Source organism: Noviherbaspirillum sp. FW303-A3, assembly GCF_058788695.1.
The window spans coordinates 4,753,234-4,775,767 of the sequence record NZ_JBYTAZ010000001.1; the positions used below are offsets into that span (position 1 = coordinate 4,753,234).

Below are 22,534 nucleotides of genomic sequence, written 5' to 3' on the forward strand. Positions count from 1 at the left end.
CTAAACACTGCACGAGATGTTTCTGTAGGCTTGGGTGGAAAGTCGCGTTGGACAAGTAGAGCCTTGCCAGGGTAAGTGAGTGACGAGAATCCATCAGTCGCGGCGGTGAAAATCGGCGAGCGCCCGGCTGGCGAAGACGCTGATCGCGATCGGCACGGCAGATAACACCAGCGGGTGCAGCGTGACGGGCAGAACAAATGCGAGAACCGTCGCACAGGCCGTCATGATCGCGGCACTGGCGTGCATGGCAAACACTTCGGGATTGTGCTGTCGAAACTCCTTGGACTTGATGATGCGCACTAGGAAACCGTCAAACAAGGCCGCCAGCGTGAACACCAGCAGCGGCGGCAGCCACTCGATCAACGCGGACAGCCGGTAGGTTGCCAGCGTGAGCAGCGTGTCGATCGAGCGTAAGTAGGGATTGTTGAACAGCCGGTGGTTGACTTCGGCCATCTGCTTCGCCACCGCGAGATCGACCGGATTCGGCGCGGAGGCGTCGGCCGGGGAGGGAACGGGGCCGGTCCGCTCCGCCATGGCCAGCCAATCGAGCATGCGCGACAGGATGCGTAGAGCATGATCGCTGCCCCAGAAATCGGTCGTCAACCCGTGTTCGGCGCGTAATTGATCGATGAAGCGTTCCGGCGGGTAGGCGGAGGGCAGGTACAGCACGAGGACGAGCAGCGCCACCAGTGACGTGGTCGATACGATGCGGATCATGGCTGCGCTCCCGAAGCCAGGCGATCGAAATCGGGATTCAGGATCGGGAAGCGCCCCTTGATGATCCGTCCGCCCGACACCGATGCGAAGTATTGCAGGTTCGGCAGCTTGCCAAGGATGTCGGCCGGGATCAGTTCTTCCATGCTTTCGGTCAACTGCGACGAGTAAGCAGAGGTGAAGTCCCCGAGATGCGCATCCGACGCATTGTTCAAGCCGACGCGCAATGTGTGAATTGCGGTTTTGCCGAAGGTCTCGACGATGAAATCCTGCGTAGGCCGATCCTTGGAACGCAGCGCGATCAGGTTGTTGAGGTTGCCCAATGCCATGCGCGCGGCATCTTCACTGCCGAGCCGCTTAGCCAGGTCGGCCAATGTTTGCATCGCGCAGGTGGTGAAGATCCCGCCTTCGGCGCCCTTGTTGAGGATTTCGATCAACGGCTGGTTGATGACGTTCGACACCTCATCGACGAACAGCGAAATGCGCCGGTAGCCGCCCAGGTTGTAGCGCATGCCGGCACGCGCGGCCAGGTCCGCCAGCGACAGCGCGCCAATGGCCGACGCCACCGAAGGATCGGGCAGCGAATCGAGGCACATGTACAGGACATGGCCGCCGCGCTCGATCTTCTCGAAATTCATGATCGCGCGCGTATCGCCGGCATCGAATGGATCGGGAGACAGGCTCATGCCCAGATCGCCAGAAGTGAGCATCGACAGGATCGGCAGCAGGTTGGCGGTGATTTTCTGGTAATGCTCGCGGTTGTGGCGGAACGTGCGCACTTGCGAATCGAGGACCTTGCTACGCTGGTTCTGCGGCAGATGGTGCTCATAGAACGCGACGAAAGCGAGCAGATCATTGCTGGCCGCTTCCGACGGACGCTTGAGATTGCCGCGTTGCGCGTCGTTCATCAGCTTCTTCATGTCCGGCTGATCGCGCCAGTCCGGCCCGATAATTGCGCCGAAGTAGCGGCGCAACGAGGTTTCCAGCACCGGTTCGATGCCGCCTTCGATGTACTTGGTCAGCTTCATCAGGTTCGGCCGCTCCTCCAGTTCGATCAGCCCCTGCACGACGACGTTGACCGCGTCCCAGCCGAACGCGGAAAATGCGCCGGCGGTGTCCGGCGGCATGATCGATTGGATGCGCGACGCGATCTCGGTCGGTTTTTGCCAGTTGAACGTGAAGTCCAGGCGCACGCCCATTTCCGGAAACGCCGGATGGAACTCCAGGAAGGCATGCGATTCCCGGTAATCTTCGCAGGCGCGGATGACCGCGCGTTTCAACCGGCGGCTGTTCTTCGGATCGATCACGACCACGACGTCGCCGCGGCGGACGGCTTGCGTGATCAGGTTGGCGAGCGCAACACCTTTGCCGGATTGTGTTGTCCCGACCAGGAGCGTGCCGCCTTCGAAGTTCTGCAAGGGGCGGTAAAGGGCCTGTTCTCTCGGCTCGACGCCGTGGATGTAGGGCAGGCCGATCTCGCTGTCGGGTTGCGGATTGACTTCATATCCCAGGCAGCGCAGCAAGGCGGGCGATACGGCATAGTCGCGGTAGTTGACCTTGGCAAGTTCATACAGGCGCTGCGAATGGAGCGGGGTCCATTCGAAGCCGAATCCCAGAAAAACCTGCTCGGGCTGCTTGCACAGCTTGTTCAATTGCTTCGTGGTGACGACCTGCATTGCGCGCCCCGACAGCGAGGCGCGCACGATCAAGATTCGTAATGCCTGGTGCATGCGCAGACCGGCCATCCACAAGCACAGCATCGCCACCGGACCGGTGAAGCGCCACGGCAATTCCTCCCGGACCGCGGTGATGACGAACACGATCAGGGCGATCAGCCAGGCGGCGCTCGCGTAGGATTCGTACGCGCGGCGCCAGGGCATCTCGTATTTGCGGATCAGCATGTCGCACCGCCGGCGTCTGGCACGTCGAAATCGGCGGGATCGAGTCCTGCGACGAAGCGGGGATGGAGTAGCAGGCCGACCTTCTGTTCGCTGCCGAAATCGTGGGTCATGGTGTGCGACTGCATGCCGTCAGGTCGCACCAGCATCCTCACCTCGGTCAGCGCGCGCAGTGCCAGCGAAGGTTCGATGTGGCGCCGCTCGAACTCGACGAGCGGGATAAACAGCCCGGCGGAAACCGTGCAGGCAGCGGTGTCAGCGCCGTCTCGATTGAGCGCGTCGACGATTTGTATCAGCGCATCGCGCACGATGGGGTTCAGGCGCATGGGGGCATCGAGCCGGAATTCGGGTATCGCTAACGCCAGTTGGGCAGGTGCAGCGTCATTGGCGGGCAGAGCACGGGTTGCGGCGTTGTCCGCGTCACGTGGCGGCGGCGCGGCGGCAGGTTGCTCGGCTGTACCGGGTTCCGCCTGCGGCTCCGCATTTTGTTCGATGGGCAGCGAAAGTTGTGGCGACGTGGAGGGTTTCCGGCTGCTGGCGGGCGGCGGCTTGGCCGGCTCAAGCGGACGACATAACGCGATGGCAAGCGGTAGAGGCACCGGATCGAGACCGGCGAACAGGATTGCCGGCGACGACAGCTTGACTGCCTCAATCGTTGCCCTGGCTTCGGGTGGCACGATTTGCCATGTGGATTGGGCGGCATCTTTCGGTTCGAGCACGCCGGCTGCCACCAGAATTTCCAGCATCGTTTCCGGCGCTTTCGGAATGCCGGGCAACTGGTCGGATTCCAGCAGCTGGCGGATTTCCGCCGCCGCGTTCGGCCAGACCAGGAACACGCCGTCGCTGCCGAACCAGACGCGCGAGCGTTCGGCGTTGGGGCACCAGGCCGAGTTGCCGGCAACCAGACGGCGCAGCGCATCGACCAGGTAGCGCTCCAGATGCGAACCGAGTTGCGGCGTGCCGTAGCGGTCGGCGCTTGCCTGCAGATAGCGATCGATGACGAGCGCCACCGAGCGGCGTACCAGCTCGTCGAGGATATTGTGTTCCCGATAGAGCGGCATGCCGGAAATGCTCGCCATCATGTGCGGCACGATGACGGAATTGCCGGTGGCAAGGTGCTGCAATACCTCGCTCGGGACCACATGCGGCAATGCGAATAGTCCCACGGTGCGGGTTTCGTGGACGTTGGGCCGCCACTTCAGGAAATAGCGTGCGACCTGGTGCCGGGTCAGCCAATTCGACAGAGGCAGCAGGTAGGGCTGCCATTCATCGCCGTGCTCATTGGTGACGATGACGTGGCACAGGGTCCGATGGATTTCGCAGCAAAGCCCGGCAATGAAGGTGGCATGCCGCCAGCGCGGCTCCAGATGGCGGCACGTCGTGATCGTGGAGCGGCCGGAAAAGATATGGCCGTCCGTACCCTGCAAGCTGAAGAACGCCACCTCCAACCCCATGCGCAGCAGTCCACCGGGCGCATTGAAGTAGTTATCCGGCGTGGCGGGAAGCAGGTGAACGAATGCCGCATAGCGGCGGATCAGGCCAAGCAGGTCCTGTTCAAAGCTGGCGCGGTCCATCCCATAGCACACCTTGATACGGTCGATCAGCTCTTGATGCGCGCCGAGCAGTTCATCGATTGGCTGAGCCGGAATGCCAGGATCGACCGGCGGATAAGCGGTAACGCGCGCGTGCGCGAGGTTATCCGCGGAAGGCGGTGGGTTGGTGTTGGCAACGGGCCCGGCCATGCGCTGCAGACCGAGGCTGCCCAGAAGGAAATCGAAACCGCGCATGCGTATACCGGAGCCTGACGGGATGTCCGATTCTTGCGCGGGGCAGATCAGGCGTCCACGAGAAATAGGCCGCTTGCGATGGCCTTTTCAACATCAGTCCTGTGTCATGGGCTTCACTTGCTTCGATAGCGCGAGCACGCTCGATTGAATGGCCGTGATGTCGGGCAGCGCGTTGACTGGAAACGAGGTCTGGAGCCGCGGATCGCGCCGGTAACGCTTGACCAATTTGCAAAACGGGCACTCGTGATTCGTCGTCGGATGGGCGCTGACAGCGGTGACGTATTGGCTGGTGCATACCGGGCATGTGACGAGCGAGAAGCTCGGCGTCCGCACGGTCCACAATCCATCCATATGCGAAGCCAGGTCAAAGGCGCGATCGAAATGAATGCGGGGATGGTTGCGGCACACCGTCAGATAGTGCCGGTAGCCTGACACGAGCGCATCGGTCGGACCAAAGCCGAGTTCCCGAATGCGCCGGTAGATCGAGAGGAAGATCGAGGCTTCCGTCCGGTTGAGCAGATTGGCGCTGTGATACCACTCCGGTGAATCCGGAGCGCGGCCGCGTTGCGCCAAAGTGCAGTCAGAGAAAAACAAATGAGTGAGCTGCCCGTGCGGCAAGCCGGTTACGTAGCCGACGGTACGGATGCGTGCGCCGAGTGCGACGCATTCCTTGGCCAGTGCCAATGCACGGATATGGCGCTCGGCGTGGTTGGTATTGGCCGCCATGGTCATTTGCGCTTAACGCGGCGATTGTCGTTCGGATACTGATTGCCGCGGCATTGAAGGCGCCGCTTTATGCGGCGGATGGACCGACGTAATCGGACCGGCAAGTGGAGCCGGCAGTTCGACTAACGACGCGAGATCTGGTCGTGGCAAGAACAGGCACTCCTGGCCGACATTGACCACGATGGATAGGATCCGATCGATCGACAACGCGCTGAAGAGGCGCGCTTGATCCGCAGATAAGCCAAACGTGCAGCAGGCAGAAATCAGGTCATGCTGAATGCTGTCCCGTACGGTGACTAATGCGGACAGATTAAGAAGTTGTACCTCGGAAAATTGAACATTGCTCATAGCCATTCCTCACAGTAAGTCCAACAGCAATCCGATCGTTTTACGCAAGCCGGGCAACGCACCGATGAAGAACAACCCCGATTATCGGCAGAGGATTTTGCTTGCGACTATCCACCCTAAAAGTATCGTTATGAAAAACATTTGGTGAAACCAATTGGAAAGCAAATGCCACGAGCAAAGGTTCCTATACCGGATGGTTTTTCAGGGCATGAAGCAAGTCATTCTCAGCGTAAAAATAAAATTCACTTTCTTTGCTAGATCATGGTAACGATCCATGCCGTCGACACGCTGGTTACAACCTGTGAGTCTCGTTCGTACTGATTACCCCACCGCTATTGGATTAAAAAATGTGTGGCTTGAGCCTACATTTCTCAGCGATCCTCCTCAAAAATTAAATGGATTAACAAAGTGACTGCCATGAAAGAGTATCGATAGGGCTACTAGCTGATGCTATGAAATAGTAATTGGATCGACCGCAAAAAGTTTGTGCTTTGTCAAGTCAGTGATTCCTGCAAGCTCAACAATTCTGATATGCAAAAAGCGATAGCGTGCTGCTTCTGAGAAGCGTTGCCAGTTCCATGACACTTTGTCGTCAGAGGCATGCACTACCTGCAGGCAGGAATGCCTGAAAAGTGGGTTGCCACAGTCTGTTTTGTTGCTGACAAAAAATGGATACAACGAAATCGATAAACGTGCTGCTTGCGGATGATCATCCCTTGATCATGACCGGGTTCGCCATGGCCTTGGCGGAACACGGGGTGAAGGTGGTAGGACAAGCGGGAACGCCTGAAGAAGCAGTGGAGAAATATCAGGAGTTCGTTCCGGACGTCTTGGTCCTGGATATTCGGTTCGGCACAAAGCTGACTGGACTGAATGCGGCGAAAGAGGTGCTCAACAAATATCCCAAAGCCAATATCGTGTTTCTGAGCCAATTCGATCAAGACACGCTCATCAAAGAGGCATACAGGCTTGGAGGGCGCGCATTCCTGACCAAGGGATGCAGCCCCGAGCAACTCGCCATCGCCATCAAGGCTGCACACGAAGGCGAGGCATATTTTCTGCCCGAAGTTGCCGAGCGCTTGGTGCACTTGGCGATACAGGGAGACACCTCGCCTCAATCCCGGTTGGATGAGCGCGAGATGGAAACCTTCACGTTGATGGCCCAAGGACTGACCAATGCGGAAATCGCGGACAGACTCGGCCTGTCGCCGAAAACCATCAGCAACACCAGTCAGGCGGTGAAGGAGAAGCTCGGCATCCACCGGGCTGCCGACATCACCCGACTGGCCGTCAAGCATGGGCTGATCGAGCCTTAGCCTGTCGTCGCTGCCAGCCATTGAAATGAGTTGGAGAGAATAAATGCTAATCACATTCGGCCTGCTCGGCCTATCTATTTGCGCTACATGGCTGGAACCAGTCCGGTTCGGGAAGCGGTTCAGCGTCTCGCCATGGCTGTTGCTATTTGTCGGCGCCATCGCTGCAGGCCTTGTCGAAGGCTATCTGTCGTGGGCGGCGCTCGTCGGGCTCGGCGCTTTGGGCGTTGTCGCCTATATGGCCGGCCGTTCAGAAGAAAACCGCCTGCAACGGCTCCTGTTTGGCGCATTGACCGTGCTGCTGGCGTTGGCGCTTGCCTTGCATTTGCTGCCGGGATTCAATAACCCGGTGCTCGCGGCGAATATCAAATTCTCCGCCGATGCCATGCCCTATACCCAGTACGCGAATTTCGACAAGGGAGCGGTCGGACTGATCCTGCTGGCACTGTTGGCGCGTCGGGCCGGAACGCTTGCCGAGTGGCGCGAGATGCTGCGACGAATCCTTCCAATTACCGCGGTCACGGCCATTGCTGTCATCGCGGCGGCGATTGCCGCCGGATATGTCAGGCCGGATGTCAAACTGCCCGAATACACGCCCATTTTCCTCGTAACGAATCTGCTCTTTGTGTGCGTTGCCGAAGAGGCGTTTTTTCGCGGTTTCCTGCAGGACCGTCTCAGCAAGTCGCTTTCCGGTATCCGCATCGGCGAGCCGATCGCCATCGTGGTTTCCGCGCTGCTGTTTGGGCTCGCCCATTTTGCTGGCGGACCCGTCTACGTAGCCATCGGCGCGCTGGCGGGCATGGGTTACGCCTATGCCTACGCGGTGGTGAAGCGGATCGAGGCCCCGATCCTTATGCATTTCGGATTGAATGCCGTGCATTTCATCGGCTTTACCTACCCTCGTATCCTTTGACTGGCGAGGGAGGCCGATTGGGTGATGAGCGCGGCCAGGGCAACGCAATGCGCTGCTGCGATCGAATGTAAACGACCCGGTGTCGTTTCAGGGAGTAAAAAAAATGACGCACATTCGCCGCTACATGATGTTGGGTTTGATAGTCGGTACGCTCTCCGTTCCGTCATTCGGGGCAGAGCTGGATCTGACAGAAAACAATATTCCTGTTGTATTGACGCCGACCCGCCTGCGGCAGTCGCTCGCCGATGTGCCGGCCAGCGTCACGGTGATCACGGCAGAGATGATGCAAAGGTTTGGCATCACTTCCGTTCCCGATGCGCTTCGGCTCGTCCCCGGCATGGCGATCCACGTCGTGACCGGCAATGATTTCCGGATCAATTACCACGGAACGAACAATCATTTCCCGCGACGCATGAATGTCCTTATCGATGGCATGTCGGTCTATCGTCCTGCGCTGGCACGGGTAGATTGGAAGGAACTGCCGGTCGCGATTGAGGATATCGAGAGGATAGAAGTCACTCGAGGTTCGAATTCGGCATCCTATGGCGCGAATTCCATGCTCGCGATCGTCAACATCATCACGAAACACCCCAAGTCGGCCGAGGGCATCACCGTTTCCGCAACGGCCGGATCACTCGATACGAGAGAGGGCATGCTTCGGTACGGCGGAAAACTGGCGCCATCCACCACATACCGACTGACCATCGCGCGCCAATTGGATGGTGGGTACGACTATGCGTCAGCCTTCGGTCAGGGTCATGATAGTACGCAACTGAATCGATTGAATTTCCGATCGACGACCGAAATCGCCGCAAATGAGACCTTCGATTGGCAGATGGCGCTAGTCGACGGATTGAAAGAAACCGAGTGGATCGACAGGAATCAGCGGACCTTTCCTGACATTGACACCCGGGATTACTATCTGAACGTACTTTGGCGGAAAGGCTTCTCCGCACATCACGAATTGCAGGTGCAGGCGTACGCGTCGAAACACAAAGTCGATCAGGATTGGAGCACTTGCGTTCCGACCGCCATGCTATTGCCGCAGATGTTCAACTTGTGGCGTGCCAATCCCCGTTACGCCACCGAGCTTTTTGCCGGTCGTGTGCCGGCAGGCGGTACTGCGCAAGATAACGCGTTGGCGGCGGCCGCGCTTGCTGCGATTCGCGGGCTGGGTACGCGCGCCGCGGCGCCGACCTGCGTCGATGCGAATCAGGACTATACGGAAAGCAGAAAAGACATTGAGCTGCAAGATACCTTTGTCTTTTCGAATACGCTGCGGATGGTGACGGGCATCGGCGCACGCCAGGACACCGGTGAAAGCCAAACGCTCTTGGGAGGGCGCGTCGCCAACATCAGTTATCGTGCCTTTTCGAATGTCGAGTACAAGCCGTTCCGATGGATGAACATCAACGCCGGCGGCTTTTGGGAACCCGACCAGTTGACCGGTTCCGCATTTTCGCCGCGTGTGGCAATCAATACGCATCTCAATGCCAATCACACGTTGCGCTTCGTGCTTTCAAAAGGCACACGCGTGCCGGATATCATGGAGCAGCGCACCAACTGGGCGTACTTGGCGACGAATTTCAATCCGCCGCTCAACGGCACCACCCAAGGTTACTTTTTCCAAAGCGCAAGAGCGCCCGGAAACCTGGATAACGAGAATCTTTTGTCGCGCGAAATCAGTTACTTTGCAAACCTGCCGCAATACGGGCTATTGGTCGACGCGAAAGTGTTTCACGACACGCTGACCGATCTCATTTCTGAGAAAACGCAGCTGTCGAACTTTGCGCCGACGAATAGCAATTCGGTACGCCTGCGCGGTGCGGAGGTGCAAGTTAACTACGAGCCTAGCGACCGTTGGATGCTGTACCTGGCCTACGCCTACCTTGACAATGACCGCGCCTCGACACCGTTCGAGCAAACCCAGTATTCCAGGCATAGCGGGGCGATCGGGCTATCACGTCAGTTGGCCAATGGATGGCGGTGCTCGCTCGCTTATTACGGGGCGGCTGGAAGCGGGCTCAGTCAGTCGCATTACGGCCGAGAGGATTTGACGTTATCGAAGATGTTTTCCATAGGAAAGGATTCACGCCTGACCGCCTCATTGATCGTCCGGCATCTGGACAATCGTTCCAGCCTATACTTCCGCGATGTTGGAAGAGTAGATGAAAGTCGCTACAACAGCAGCATGCAGTATTACCTGACGCTCAAGCTGGCATTGTAAGTTCGGAGCCCGCTATAGGCGCAGTTGCATGCGTCACTCGGCAGCCCGAAAATTGTCAGCATATTGTCAGGACGGTGACGCATAGTGCTTGCTGATTCCCGGCCTGCATTGCGGCATGGCACCGCATTGACATGGCTCAATCATAGCGGGCTGATAGTGAACGAACCCTCTCTTCGTAGAACATTCCTGAGTGCAGGGCTAGCCTTATGCCTCGTTTCAGCCTGGAATGGATGGGCCCAAGCTGCCGACTTGCAACACCATGAGGTGCGTGTCGCAATCGCTGATGAAAGCGAACCGACAAAACGCATCGTTGAAAGCCTGCAAAAGCGCTTCCCATCGGCTCAAGTGGTGACTGACTATACGGCCAGTTTTCCGAAAAAAAAGAACGTGATCACTATCGCCGTTGGGCCGGCGGCGCTGAGATCGCTGCTCGCGAAAGACCCCGACGGCGTGATCGTTTCGATATTCACGTCCAGTCAGGCTTACCGAGCCGTTCTGGAAAGCGCGCCCAAAGCGCGCGTCAATGCAGTGACGGCAATCTACGCCGAGCCGTCGCCGTTTTCGCAGCTTCATCTCATATCGATGTTGTATAAAAGGCGTGTGCGCGTCGCCGCGCTGGTCAGCGACAAGACCGCCTATCTGCTGCCTGTCTTGAGCCAAGCGGCCGTGCAGGCCAACATCGATTTGACCGTTGAGCATGTTTCGATCGACGATGGGTTGAATCGTGTTTTGAACCGGGTGGCGCATGTCCCCGTCATTCTCGCTATACCGGACAGCACTATCTATAGCGCGGATAACATTCGCACCATCCTGATGACGACGTACCGGCACAATCAAGCCGTCATCGGATTCTCGACCTCGCTGGTCACTGCCGGCGCCATGGCATCGACGTTTTCCAGCATTGAAGACGTTCTCGTGCAAACGGAGGAACTCCTGCTCGCATTTGCGGCGTTGGGACGATTGCCGGAACCGCAGTTTCCCAAGTATTTCGACGTCGTCATCAACGATCATGTCGCCAGATCACTGAATGTCGTGATCGACGAGAGCGTGAGACGGCTTTCCAGGAAATCTGGTGCGAGGTCGTCGTGAAGATTTGGAACTGGAAAAACTGGGGAATTACCGCACGCCTGATTGCCATCGCTGTGCTACCGGTGGTGCTGATGTTCGTCTCGGTGACCACCTGGTCATATTTTTCACGCCTGGCGGAGATACAGCAAGATCTGCATGAGCGCGGCAATCTCATCGCCGCTGCATTAGCCGAAAGCAGCCAATACGGTGTTATATCGGGAAACCTGGCGGGCGTGGAGCGCACGGTGCATGGATTGCTTCAAGTGGATAAAAGCATATACGGAATCGAGCTGCTGGACGCCAATAGGAAGACGATCTTGCACGTCACCGATGAAGCATTACGGACAGATGCGCTGCATACGTTTGAAACGCCGATAAGGAAAGAACAGGTGCAGATCAATACGTTCGGTGAGCATGATAATGCGCCCCATATCTCGGCGCGCGTGGACGGTGCGACAAAGCTGCAATCCGGGCAGGTCATGGGTTACGTGCGCGTGACAATGTCGCCGGCCAGCATGCTTGCCAATAAGTACACGCGGATTATGATCGGATCTGCAATCGCAGCGGCAGCATTGTTCGTTAGCGCGCTCCTGGGGCTTTACCTGGCGCTGGGCGTGACCAAGCCATTAGCTGCGACAATCGCGGCGTTGCGGCATATCAGAGGGGGAAATTATGTTGTCCAGCTCGACGTCACTGCCGGCGGCGAAATCGGCGAACTGCAGGCGACGATTGTTGAAATGAGCGAGAGCCTGAGCCAGTTCAGGCAGGAGTTGGAGAGCAAGGTGATTGCCAGGACGCGTGCTTTGGAGCAGGCGCGTGACGAGGCGATCAAATCCGACGCGGAGAAACGAAGGCTGATTCAAAAGGTCAATTCCGCTGTCGAGGAGGAACGGCAGAATATCGCCGTCGATATTCATGATCACCTGAATTCGTCACTCATCATCGCGCGCCTTGAATCCCAGCGCATTCTCGATATCGTCACGAAGCATCCGGAGAGTCCTGCGGCGGACGAGATCAAGGCGAGGGCGCAGGCCGTGATTAAACTCACGCTGGACCTTTATGAGCTGGCCCGCGGCATCGTGAAGAGGCTGCGTCCGGAAATCATCGATACGCTGGGGCTGCGCGACGCCGTCGAAGAGATGGTCCGTTACTTCGATACGGTTCACCCGAATTGCCGATTCGAGTATCAGGCGGACGGCGACTTCTCGCATTTGGAGGGAGAGTTGGCCATATCTGCGTATCGGCTCATTCAGGAGGGATTGTCGAATGTGGTGAAGCATTCCAGTGCGACGTCCGCGTTTGTAGGTCTTCGGCTACAGGAAGATCACAATACGCTGCACATTCTGGTCAGGGACAACGGTCGTGGATTCGACCCGAAGGCAATAGAACCTGGCATCGGGCTGATCGGCATGCGGGAACGCGTTCTTGGGCTGAACGGGGAGCTGGAAATCGATACCAGAATTGGTGTTGGCAGTACGATCATGATCGAATTACCCGCCCACCGGGATACCCCGGTCACGGACAATGGCCGACAAGCATAGGAAAAAACGGGCCATCCATTGTCTGGATGGCCCGATGGGTAAAATTCGAACGGAAGGATACAGTTCCGTTCATTGGGGACGCTGAAGCTGAAGCGCTCTTTTTAGTTCGCTTCAGCGAGTCCTTTCCATTCGCCCGCGGTCAGCTCGATCAGCTTACCGCCCAGAGCTTCAAACTCGGTCGCCCGGTCGTAGTCTTCGACTTCCTGCGAGTAATGGGTGACGGCATTGACCAGTCCATACCCCGACAGGTCGCCTTCGACGATCAGGTGCCGTAGTACGCCGGCGCGTTCTGTGTCGTTGAGTGCATAACGGTTGGCCAGCACCTCGACGCTCTTGACCGGATCGCCCGTCAGCCGGATGCCGATCGTCCGCCGCATCTTCTGGGCGACCTCGCGGAAACTCGCCTCCGAAACTGCTGCTTGCACGACATCCCGCACCTTCAGGAAGAAGGCCTTGTCGTCCGCCGCCAGCGTATCGTCGCGGAAGAGCGTGATCGCTTCCTCATCCGATTGCAGGAGGCGTCCCACATGCGTCTTGCGCAATCCCCGGTCGAAAGCAATCAATCCGTTCTTGCATAGCAGGCGGTAGAGCAGCGGCTGCACCGACAACGTGCCGTGGCCGACCTCGGAATTCATGATCACGATGCCCGCCTGTACCAGATCGCCCGGCGCCATCTCGGCCTGGATGCGCGGTGTGACGGCCTTGATGTACATTTTCGTCTCGGTCAATTCGACCGACTCGAACCGTACCTCCGGCAGCGTTTGCAGGATCGGCAGCACGGCTTCCGCCAGATCGTAGTTGTCCAGCCGCCGGTAGCGGTCGGACAGTACGGCCCGCACCTTGCCGTCGAGCGTGCGGATCATGCGGCGCTCGCGATTGTCCTGCAGCCACGTGTTGACATTCTGGTCGAGCAGGCCTGGTTGCTCCTCCCGCATGCGTTCAAAGTATGTAAACGGGATTTTCAGCTTTTCAGCCAGTTGGCGGCGCGCCAGGCTGGTGATGTCGTACTGGCCAGCACCGTTGCTTTCTTCGATGACCAGTTGGCAACCGCCGTGATCGGTATGGCAGCGCATCATGGGCGAGGGCACGATCATGTCCCGCTTGCTGGCGAGCTGCCGCTCGAGTTCTTGCGCCAAATTCACGAGAGAACGTCCGTATTTCATGGGAAACCTCCAAAGAAATGCGGGGACGGCACGACCCCTTGGCGGGATGTACGTCCCCGCTGGGGTCAATGACTGGCTCGAAGCGACGAGCCGGCTCAATGCGACGGATGTCGCGTGGTGAGGTAAGGGCTGCCTTCGATGCGCGTAGCACGCGCACCCTGGTATGGCAGCGACCAGTGGTAAACCTTTGCCCTGACGCTTTGGATAAAGGGCCGTGGAAAAGGCGGGTGCGATAGCCGTACCTGCGCTACCGCACCAAAAGCACTATGCCGCTTGCCGCATGTTCTCGATACGGGAACGCCAGACATCGGCCCAGTCGCTCCCCGCATGCCGCGGCACAAAGACCTCGACGCGCCGGTGTCCGGTCTTTTTCTCTTCCTTCTTCAAGCGCCGCGCAAGCGCAAATGCACAGGCCTGGCCGTCGTATTCGGCGTGGGCGTCGTTGTCGCTATAGATGCAGATGCGGCGCACCGTCTCCGGCAGCCACAGCTTCTCCATGTTGCCCGCATTGACCGCCGCCCATACCGGCTTGCCGGTGGACAGGTGGATGGCGAGCGCGGTTTCGATGCCTTCCGCGATCGCCAACTCTTCGGTGGCCTCGAACAGCCTGACCGCCGCGCCGTTGATGCCGGCCGACAGCACTTTCTTTGCATCGCCTTGCTGCAGCTTTTGACCGCCTTCCAGATACGTGCGATGCAGCGTGACCGCGTGCCCATCGCTGCCCTGGATGCAGGCCAACATGGCCGGATACTCGGCCACTTTACGCGATGCGCCGGAAGCGTCCTTTTCGTAGTAGCCAAGCGCCGGATGAAACCGCAACACCTTGGGATACGCGACGAGCGACAGTCCGCGATGGCACAGATAGCGATCGACTTCATCGCCCGGCGTCACCGGCCGCGCTTCCTCCCAGATCCGTTTTGCCAGCTTCTTCATCCTGTCGGGCGGTGGTTCGTTCGACCGGAGGCGCGATTGGACGGGTATCGGCGCCGCGCTGCCGACGCACTCTTCGACGCGCTTCAATACCGTCACGAAATCCCAACCGTGCACGCCCTGGAGCAGCTTGAGGCCGCCACCCGGACCGCAGCCGCGGCAATGGTAGTTGCCCTCGCCGTACTTGTCGGTAAACTGAAAACGGTCGGTGCCGCCACACAGCGGACAAGGCTGATTGCGCTTGTTGAGGACTTTCTCGTCGACGCCAAGCGCACGCAGCAGTTCGGTCCAGCGGCCGTGGGCGCGTCGCTTGACTTCGGCGACGCGCGCTTCGAATGCCTGGCTGTCCATCACGGCCTCCCGTCGGCAGACGGCGAACGTAGCGCCGACGTCCGCAGGACTTCGACCACGTGCTCGCCAGCGGCATGTCCTACCGTCACCTGGAAGGTCTTGCCGTGCAGCAGCGGATACTTTTCGAGTTTCAGCTCCTGCAATAGCGAATCGAGGGTCGCCCGCGGATCGGCCGAACGCAGACGGCGTATCAAATCGGCCAGCGCGTCGCGATCGTCATCGCAATGGCCTTCCAGATACCGATCGTTCGAATCGATGAAATCGGATGCCTGCCGTACCGGTTCGCCGGAGCGCTCTCCCAGTGGAACGTAGATCACACCGTCGTGATACACGCCTTCGTCGCTGACCGTGACGCAATCGTCGCCAACCGTGATCGCAACCGCGTCGCAGAGAACGACCAAGGGCCAGATCCAGCGCCCTTCGAGCGTGACCCGGCATTGTTCACCGACCGCGGCGACCCGGACCGCTTCTTCTTCCAGGACGCGGACATAGGGGTGAACCCAGTGGTCGCAATGCAGGGCGGCCGGCGAGAGGACAAGGTACCCCTTCGCTTTGGCCAGCATCCAATAGGCAGCGTTGTCGCCACTCACGGCATCGAGGCTGACGAGGATCGCGCTGCCGTCCTCGATTTCGCGGCGTGCCAGACAACGGGCCATCGGCGCAAGATAATCGCAGTCTTCGTACCCTTGCTGAATCGGATAGCCGACGATGCGTTCGCACACGCGCGTGGGCAGCAGCGGAACGTCATTGATGAGATCGAGATGGCCCCATCCGCGGATTGCCTCGAAGTAGATGTCGAGAAACGATTCGGCGTCCATTCTTGCTTTTGCGTCAAGCAGGACTTGCCGCCAAAGAGACTTCAGACAGGCATCAATGCGCGTCTTCTGGTCGGCTTCGTCGATCAGTTTGTCGCGGTCGGGAAGCCTCGCAATGAATGTCTTCGAATCCAGATGGACGACATTGACGTGATCGTTGTCGAAATACACGGGCCGCAACACGCAGAAGCCCTGCAAGAAGACCAGCGTATGGAACGTATGCCGACCGTTGCCGGTGCCGGCCAGGTAGACCAGTCCGACCTCCGTCGGCAGGAACGGCCGCTGGCCGACCGCGTGGTTTCTCGCCAGCACGCGACCGTTGAACCAGGTCGCGACCGGAAATCCGCTGCATAGGTGCGGCAGGCGTTCCGCCAATCCCGGCAGTCGGACATCGTGCAGTTCGATGGCGGTATTTGGATGGCGCTCGAACTTTACGACGTCGATCGGCTTGCGCGCGAGCGCATCCTCGGTCAGGAAGTCGATCTTCCGGTTGCGCGAAGCGACGACGCAGCGCGACGCGGAATACAGGCATTTCGAAAACCCGATCCCGAACGGGCGTTCTTCGTCGCACGTGGGCTGGTTCCAGCCGGACTCGTGAAACGTCAGTAGCTTCTGGAAATCCGTGATGCCGCAGCCGTCGTCGACGACGCGCAGCACGCCGGATGGCTCGTCATAGCTGATCTCGATGCGCTGCGCGCCGGCACGCCGGGCGTTTTGCATCAGCTCGGAGATCAGCGTGAACTTGTCGGTGAAGGCATAGCGCTGGTTGCGCAACGCGCCTTCCTCATTGATACAGACCTGTACTTGCATTTGAATGCTCCGTAAATGCAGGCGGAGCACTGTCCCAAGCGGGACAATGCCCGCTTGGGATTGAAATCAGGTCAACCTCAGGGGGTGACCGGTAGGGTGAACAACTGTCCTGCCCGTAGCGCTTCACCCAGGCTGTGCACGTGGAACTCGCCCGGGAGCATGAACATCGTGCAGGTGGGGTTATCTTCGTGGTCGAGACGCTGGACCTTGAAGCCGACCGGATGCCATTGGATCAGGTAGACAAGGCGATCGGCGCCGGCAATGACGAATTTACGTCCGAGCCGGCCCGTGATGACCTCGCTTTCCTTCACCAGGAATTCGATCTCTTCGGCCGCACGTACGCTGACCATCGTGCCGATTTCCCGACTGATGTGGGTTGCGGTGGACATGAGAACCTCCTTGGAAGGCGAGCCCAACCGGGCTCGCATGAATTAAGGGCGGCGATGTGACGCAAATGCATTACGTGAACAAATCGCCTTGAACGGTGCGCTTCTTGACTTGCTCGTTGATCCATTGCGGGTTTTTCGCCAGTTGGCTTTCGACCCACTCGGGATTTCCGAGAACGGCATCGCGTACCCAGCACGGATAGCGTTCGAGCGTGGCGCTTAACCACGTCTTGACCTGGGCGCGAATCGCGTCGCGGATCTCTTCGGCGTCCACCAGCCCGAAATAGGGCGTCGGTGACAAAGGGCTGCAGCCGACGACTTTCAGGCAGTTGACGAATGAGAACGGCAAGTTCTCTTTCTCGCGCTCGGTAAAGATCCAGCGCAAGGTATCGAACTTTTCTTCGAGCGGCGTTTCCGGATTGCGGAGATCGCCCACTTCCTTCAGAAGACGCCAGTGCAGAAACACGATGTCTTCTTCGTCCCATTCGACGGATGAGTCATCGTCAAACGTGCTGGGTGAAGCAGCGCTTTGGGGGCCGGGACGGATCGACTGCAACAGTGCGGAGGGCGTGCCGCCGCGCGACCTTTCTCCGGAGAAAACCTCGGGGAAGGCAGCCGAATACGCTGGGGATGAACTCGCGTTCAACATCATCATTACCTCCAGAAAAAATGGAGGCAATCCGCGCCACGGACGGGGGGCGATTGCCCCCGCGGGGTGGAACGACCGGGTTGGACCGGTGCTACTGGGACTGGCTTGACGACACGACGGATTGATCCGTTTGACCGGTGTGCCAGCTACCGATCGGTGAAAACTTTCGGGGCGAGAGGGCGTCCCGCTTCGAAAGCGATCTCCGATGGCGGCGCGAAGCTGCGCCCGGCATGCGTCGACAACGCGTGTCACTACTCATTACGACAATATGGACTCTAGGGCTTGCCTGACTACGGTGCAGGGCTAGCTACTGCATGAGGTCACGTTAATTCCGCGATCGTCTCCGGTCAATGCCGACTCGTCGTCAATCCCGGGCTGATGACGAAATGGCGCTTGCCGGCGTCCCTTTTCTGGTGGCGGATGCGGCGGCGACGCCCGAAGATGGGTTCAACATTGTTGACCGACGGAGTTCCAACATGGCAGATTCCTCCCTCGTCAGAACGGACGAAGGCGCGGTGAATGCGCGCATCCTGGCCAAGGAGGTCAAGGCCGATTTCCGGCGCGTCGAGGCCGCGAGCGTGAAAATGATGACGCGCTTTGCGAGCGCCGAAGCCAAGCGGCAGTTCGTGCGCTATTTCAGCACCATGCAGCTGAACGCCCATTTTGTCTCGGTCATCGCCCGCACCAAGTTGAAACCCGAGGACGTCGTCCGGGTCGAAGCCATGTTGCGAGAGCAACTCGTATCCGTGGCCGATGAATTGAACAACAGGATCGACGGGGCCGAGGCGCTATTCAAGGCGAACGGCATTACCCAAATCGCGACCTACGACACCGTGCCGCTCGAAATCGAAGTGGGCGTCCTTTCGTCGATCGGCAGGCGCTATTTCGAGATCCTGAACAAACTGGATCAATTGATGCCAATGCTGCAAACGCTGGAGTTCCATGAAGTCATCACGACGAGCGAGGTGGATAGGCAGCGCGCCGTGTGCAAGCGCTTGATTCGCAATTTGGCGACCAGTGCGCGCAATTTGGCGAGCGGGTTGCGGCGGCGCATGAATGCGCTCGATGCGTTGGAGGTGCAGCGGGAGCCGTCAAAGAATGCAACGGGCGATGGTGCGTCGGAACGCATTGGCGACTCGGTGTTTGCGACCGTTGGCCCAGAGCCAGGCCGCGGCGACGAGGCACTGACAGTGGCCGGTACCGGCGCTGGCGCGCCATCATCCATCGGAGGTGCGGCCGAACGGGAGCATCTGGATTGAACAAGCCAACGCTGGCGCAATGCGCAGAGCGCCGTTATGGAATGGGCGATGAATTTGGGCGGCGGCGCGCTATGCCAGCCGAAATGCATCTCGATTTAACGCGCTTTGTCCGCGACGCCAGGTATTTCCCATCGCGGGGATTGCATTCAATGTGCGCCTGACTTACGGTGCCAACAGGTCGCATGCAGTCGCCACCTCGTCGCAGTCGATACCTGCCCATATAGTGTTTCCGATCCGCGTTCGCTCCGCCTGGCGCCAGCCAGGGATGGCGACCAGGTTCCCAGAGCAGTCTTCCATTGAACATGCCGTTCGTGCGTGCTTTTCCACGCGGGTACGGCCCATTCCCTATTCGCACCGATCGGCCGGGAAAGCCGCGGTGTGCTATCGCGCTTTCAACTCCCTACCGGCCATGCGAACTTGACCTAGCATGGTCGCGACTGAGCGGGTCACATTTTTCATTCGGCGCATGCCGATGAAAGGGTTGATCATGTCAACAACGCTTTCGACCACTGTCACTATCCCCGAGACCGGTTTTTTGCGTCAGCCTCAGGTACTCACCTTCGTCCCGATTTCGAAATCGACCCTATGGCGGCGCGTGGGCGCCGGCACATTCCCGGCGCCGGTGAAGCTGTCGCCGCGCGTAACCGTCTGGCGGGCCGAGGATGTGCGGCGCTGGATTGCGGAGCAGGGAACGCAGGCTTGAGCAGGTTCGCTGTCACCTGATGACGAAAACACCGCATTTTGCAATCGATTTTCCCTGGCGCGTGAAAGACCGGGACGTGAACATTGGGTGTACCGTCTGCAAGGCATGCAACCAACATGGAACCAGACTCCACTTCGATCTCGATGGCGATGCTCAAGGCCGTCGTCGCCGGAAAAACCTACGGTGCCGTAGCAAGTGACTATGGCGTCACCCGTACCGCCGTCGAGCGGCGCATCAAGGCCTGCGCGCTAAAGCTGTCCAAGGAAGTCGGCATCGAAGGGATCAATGAGGAAGGCATCGCCTTCGTACAACGCCTCAGAAAATGTCAGGCCGCTGTTATCGCAGCCATTGAGCGGTACACGCCAACCGCTCCGTCCGAAAGGCGGGTCGGACGAATATTGACAGACGACGACATCGCATTCGCGGTGCGCAAGACGCGAATGCGCAGCGCATGCCCGCAGCGCGATGTGGCGCTGCTCTACGTCTTGTTGAGCACCGGCGCACGGCCGCTTGAAATCGCGCGCCTGGAGGTGCGCGACTACCTGAACCCGGACGGCAGCGTGAGGGAGGAATCGGTGATGCGAGCGGAAGTGGCCGTCAACCGCAAAGCCAGGCCGCTGTTCTTCGCCAGCACGAAAACAAGGGAGGCGCTTGATCGCTATCTGGCCGAACGACTGCAGCAGAACGCGGATCAGGAAAGGCGCCCGAATTACCGGGGCCTCGTGCCGCACAGCCGGCTGTTCCTGACCGAGTCGGGGGAGCCGTTCGAGATCGTGAGCTATGGCAAGAACGGCCAAATGCGCTTTCTGTGCAGAGGTATCCTGGATTCGTACCGCAAGATATTCCGGCGCACCGGGTTGGAGGGCGTGTCGGCGCTCAATCTGCGGCGCACGGTCGCTGCACGGCTGTTCCAGCGCGGTGCTGACGAGGACCAGATCGGGGAGGTATTGGGAATCAGCGAGATGAAATCGGTACGGGAACTGCTGCCAAAAGTGCGCCAACCGCTGCCGGCAGTTGTGCGCGAATTGGTGTGAGCGCAGGAAATCCCGAAAATGCCGGTTTCCTGTGGAATAATTCCAAATTGGCGCTCGCGTTCCAGAGGCATCGGTATGTGTAACTGGCATCCTGGCGTCGATGACAAGTTTTGTTACTGAAATTGGATTGAAAGCTGCACATGAAAAGAACAATGATCGCTACCGTACTTGTACTGGCAAGTGCTTCGTCGTTTTCGGAAGATGCCGTGAAAGAGGGAATGCCGTGCCTGAGTGGTGTTTGCGCCTGGGATGACATTACTTCGCTAACGCATGTCACATGGGAAGCGCCGAAGAACCCATTCATCAACAAGCCGATCATTTCCCTGAAATACAGTGATAAGGACATCGCCAAGGTGGCGGACATGCTGGCGCCCCAATCCAAGGCGGTCGTGGCGGCTGCTACGCCTTACATCCAGGACGGTTCGTTCGATGCTGACGGCATCGCCAAACTGACCAAAGTGGCGGGCTTTTGCGAGGCCGGCTCCTTTACCGGTAGGTTCAAGTCCGAAAGTGGTCATCTGACGCGTGTGATTGCGCATGTTGTGCCAACCGCCGACGGCAGTGCGCAGACGATCCGCGTCACCACGATCATTCGCGAATACCCGCGCGAACTTACCCGCGACCAAGTTCGTGAGTTGCGTGCGCAACTGCAGCAGCGTTACGCTTCGCTGAAGGAAGCATATCTAGGCGACACCAAACAAGCCACATGGTCGTTTAGGGATGTAGATCGGCAATTGTGGTTATTTGCACCTTTCGACATGGTGCGCAATCGCGATTTGATGCGCAAGTATCCGGGCTGCAGCAAGTCCGCGAAGATCGATTGACGAGGTGTTGTCTGAGTGTACTCACCACCGTGACAGTTATCTAAACCATGAACCTTTTCTCTGCGCTGACCGAAGGTCGCGGTCGCCTGACGGAAACTAACCTCAGCGCCTTCCTCGCCTTCCTGTTATCGCCAAACCGGGCGCATGGCTTGGCCGACACGTTTCTTCGGTCTTTCCTGGGGGCCGTTGCGGATGCATGCGGCGAGCCGGAGCGCTTTGCTTCTGTGCTACGCAGCAAGCAGGTTAGCGCGGACGTCGGGCTTGAGGTTCGGCACGCATTCGGGAACATCAGCCGCACGGTCGATATCGAGATCGAGCTCTATGATCCGGACATTGCAGGCGGTGCCGAACGGCATCGGCTGATCATCGAAAACAAAATCAGACCGGGGGCGGCGCAAGAAGCACAGTTCAAGGAAGAATTCCAGTGCGTTCACGCCGAAGTCGATACAGGCACTGCAATCACCGCTGTCTTGTTGACACCTGCGGGCAATTCGACAGGGCTCGTTAGCGAATATGAGCAACTCGTGCCGCCAACAGCCGGATTTCATCGGAAGGCGTGGCTGCGGTGGGACAATCACAAACTCGATCATTCGGGGCCATCTGTCGTCGATCTCATTCGTGATCTCCTGCGCAGGGAAGCGGGTGCGGAAATAGAACCCGTAAGCGAATACACCCGCCATACGCTCAAGGCATTCGTACAATTCGTCGGTAGCGTCACTTTGCCGACCGCGCCGGGCAAGGTCGCAGGGGATTTGGAGGACGACAAGATCGTCGAGCAGCATCAGGTCGTGGTCGCCGGACGTGCGTATCAGCTGGTCCGTTTGGGAAGCGGGACCGTTAAAGCCTACGATGCAGACACGGGGCAGGAAGTCTCGGCCAAGCCGCTGCTGCGTAGGGTGAACGATGAACTGCAGTTACGCGTCGAGTTGCGCAATGCCCAAGGAAACTTGAGAAACACGCGCCAGTTGGGAAAGCTGATCATGGACCAGCTTCGCAACCAAATAGGTTGATCCGGTCGAGATTCCCCCGAATGGCTGTCCAAGAACATTCCCCCTTTTTCGTAAGCAGAGCCAAC

The 22,534-nt window shown here is 58.8% G+C and carries 20 protein-coding genes; 10 read left to right on the plus strand and 10 right to left on the minus strand.

The genetic code is table 11. The annotated features are described in order from the left end of the window. Positions 1–93 precede the first annotated feature (93 nt). From AC3WOY_RS22850 to AC3WOY_RS22870, 5 genes are all read right to left on the minus strand, one after another. Positions 94–717: an IncC plasmid conjugative DNA transfer DtrJ family protein gene (locus AC3WOY_RS22850; protein WP_492427964.1), complete on the minus strand. Its 624-nt coding sequence runs from the start codon at positions 715–717 to the stop codon at positions 94–96. After that, a complete protein-coding gene (gene traD, locus AC3WOY_RS22855; RefSeq protein ID WP_492427966.1) occupies positions 714–2,615 on the minus strand; it encodes a conjugative transfer system coupling protein TraD in 1,902 nt (633 codons plus the stop codon). Before traD ends, AC3WOY_RS22850 begins: the two co-directional genes overlap by 4 nt. Then, positions 2,609–4,399, minus strand: a complete 1,791-nt coding sequence (gene mobH / locus AC3WOY_RS22860) for a MobH family relaxase (protein ID WP_492427968.1) — start codon at positions 4,397–4,399, stop codon at positions 2,609–2,611. Before mobH ends, traD begins: the two co-directional genes overlap by 7 nt. Before the next feature lie 93 nt (positions 4,400–4,492). Next, on the minus strand, positions 4,493–5,125 hold the full coding sequence (locus tag AC3WOY_RS22865) for a FlhC family transcriptional regulator (RefSeq protein ID WP_492427970.1): 633 nt from the start codon (positions 5,123–5,125) through the stop codon (positions 4,493–4,495). Between the two features lie 12 nt (positions 5,126–5,137). Next, on the minus strand, positions 5,138–5,473 hold the full coding sequence (locus AC3WOY_RS22870) for a hypothetical protein (protein ID WP_492427972.1): 336 nt from the start codon (positions 5,471–5,473) through the stop codon (positions 5,138–5,140). 668 nt (positions 5,474–6,141) lie between these two features. Here AC3WOY_RS22870 and AC3WOY_RS22875 point away from each other — a divergent pair. The 5 genes from AC3WOY_RS22875 (at position 6,142) to AC3WOY_RS22895 (ending at position 12,535) form a co-directional block, all read left to right on the plus strand. After that, the gene (locus AC3WOY_RS22875) at positions 6,142–6,789 is read left to right on the plus strand and encodes a response regulator (RefSeq protein WP_492427974.1); all 648 of its coding nucleotides are present in this window, start codon (positions 6,142–6,144) and stop codon (positions 6,787–6,789) included. 139 nt (positions 6,790–6,928) lie between these two features. After that, complete coding sequence (locus tag AC3WOY_RS22880; RefSeq protein ID WP_492427976.1) at positions 6,929–7,699, plus strand: CPBP family intramembrane glutamic endopeptidase; 771 nt, start codon at positions 6,929–6,931, stop codon at positions 7,697–7,699. A gap of 103 nt (positions 7,700–7,802) precedes the next feature. Continuing rightward, complete coding sequence (locus AC3WOY_RS22885; RefSeq protein WP_492427978.1) at positions 7,803–9,926, plus strand: TonB-dependent receptor plug domain-containing protein; 2,124 nt, start codon at positions 7,803–7,805, stop codon at positions 9,924–9,926. Between the two features lie 249 nt (positions 9,927–10,175). Continuing rightward, positions 10,176–11,015, plus strand: a complete 840-nt coding sequence (locus AC3WOY_RS22890; protein WP_492427980.1) for a hypothetical protein — start codon at positions 10,176–10,178, stop codon at positions 11,013–11,015. Then, positions 11,012–12,535, plus strand: a complete 1,524-nt coding sequence (locus AC3WOY_RS22895; protein ID WP_492427982.1) for a sensor histidine kinase — start codon at positions 11,012–11,014, stop codon at positions 12,533–12,535. Before AC3WOY_RS22890 ends, AC3WOY_RS22895 begins: the two co-directional genes overlap by 4 nt. Positions 12,536–12,636: 101 nt before the next feature. On the opposite strand, the gene AC3WOY_RS22900 is transcribed toward AC3WOY_RS22895, so the two are convergent. The 5 genes from AC3WOY_RS22900 to AC3WOY_RS22920 form a co-directional block, all read right to left on the minus strand. After that, a complete protein-coding gene (locus AC3WOY_RS22900; RefSeq protein ID WP_492427984.1) occupies positions 12,637–13,698 on the minus strand; it encodes a DUF932 domain-containing protein in 1,062 nt (353 codons plus the stop codon). Positions 13,699–13,962: 264 nt separating this feature from the next. Then, the gene (locus AC3WOY_RS22905; protein ID WP_492427986.1) at positions 13,963–14,979 is read right to left on the minus strand and encodes a DUF7146 domain-containing protein; all 1,017 of its coding nucleotides are present in this window, start codon (positions 14,977–14,979) and stop codon (positions 13,963–13,965) included. Next, on the minus strand, positions 14,979–16,604 hold the full coding sequence (locus AC3WOY_RS22910) for an ATP-binding protein (protein ID WP_492427988.1): 1,626 nt from the start codon (positions 16,602–16,604) through the stop codon (positions 14,979–14,981). Before AC3WOY_RS22910 ends, AC3WOY_RS22905 begins: the two co-directional genes overlap by 1 nt. A gap of 77 nt (positions 16,605–16,681) precedes the next feature. Then, positions 16,682–16,993 carry a hypothetical protein gene (locus AC3WOY_RS22915; RefSeq protein ID WP_492427990.1) on the minus strand — a complete coding sequence of 104 codons (312 nt, stop codon included), beginning with the start codon at positions 16,991–16,993 and terminating at the stop codon, positions 16,682–16,684. Positions 16,994–17,063: 70 nt separating this feature from the next. Continuing rightward, positions 17,064–17,645, minus strand: coding sequence for a hypothetical protein (locus tag AC3WOY_RS22920; protein ID WP_492427992.1), 582 nt, complete (start codon positions 17,643–17,645; stop codon positions 17,064–17,066). Positions 17,646–18,025: 380 nt separating this feature from the next. Between AC3WOY_RS22920 and AC3WOY_RS22925 the strand changes: the two genes are divergently transcribed. From AC3WOY_RS22925 to AC3WOY_RS22945, 5 genes are all read left to right on the plus strand, one after another. Next, on the plus strand, positions 18,026–18,898 hold the full coding sequence (locus AC3WOY_RS22925) for a DUF1845 domain-containing protein (RefSeq protein WP_492427994.1): 873 nt from the start codon (positions 18,026–18,028) through the stop codon (positions 18,896–18,898). 487 nt (positions 18,899–19,385) lie between these two features. Further along, positions 19,386–19,601 carry a helix-turn-helix transcriptional regulator gene (locus tag AC3WOY_RS22930; RefSeq protein WP_492427996.1) on the plus strand — a complete coding sequence of 72 codons (216 nt, stop codon included), beginning with the start codon at positions 19,386–19,388 and terminating at the stop codon, positions 19,599–19,601. Between the two features lie 143 nt (positions 19,602–19,744). Then, the gene (locus tag AC3WOY_RS22935; RefSeq protein WP_492427998.1) at positions 19,745–20,635 is read left to right on the plus strand and encodes a tyrosine-type recombinase/integrase; all 891 of its coding nucleotides are present in this window, start codon (positions 19,745–19,747) and stop codon (positions 20,633–20,635) included. Positions 20,636–20,787: 152 nt separating this feature from the next. Next, positions 20,788–21,459, plus strand: a complete 672-nt coding sequence (locus AC3WOY_RS22940; protein ID WP_492428000.1) for a hypothetical protein — start codon at positions 20,788–20,790, stop codon at positions 21,457–21,459. A gap of 47 nt (positions 21,460–21,506) precedes the next feature. Then, positions 21,507–22,469 carry a PD-(D/E)XK nuclease family protein gene (locus AC3WOY_RS22945; protein WP_492428002.1) on the plus strand — a complete coding sequence of 321 codons (963 nt, stop codon included), beginning with the start codon at positions 21,507–21,509 and terminating at the stop codon, positions 22,467–22,469. Positions 22,470–22,534 lie beyond the last annotated feature (65 nt).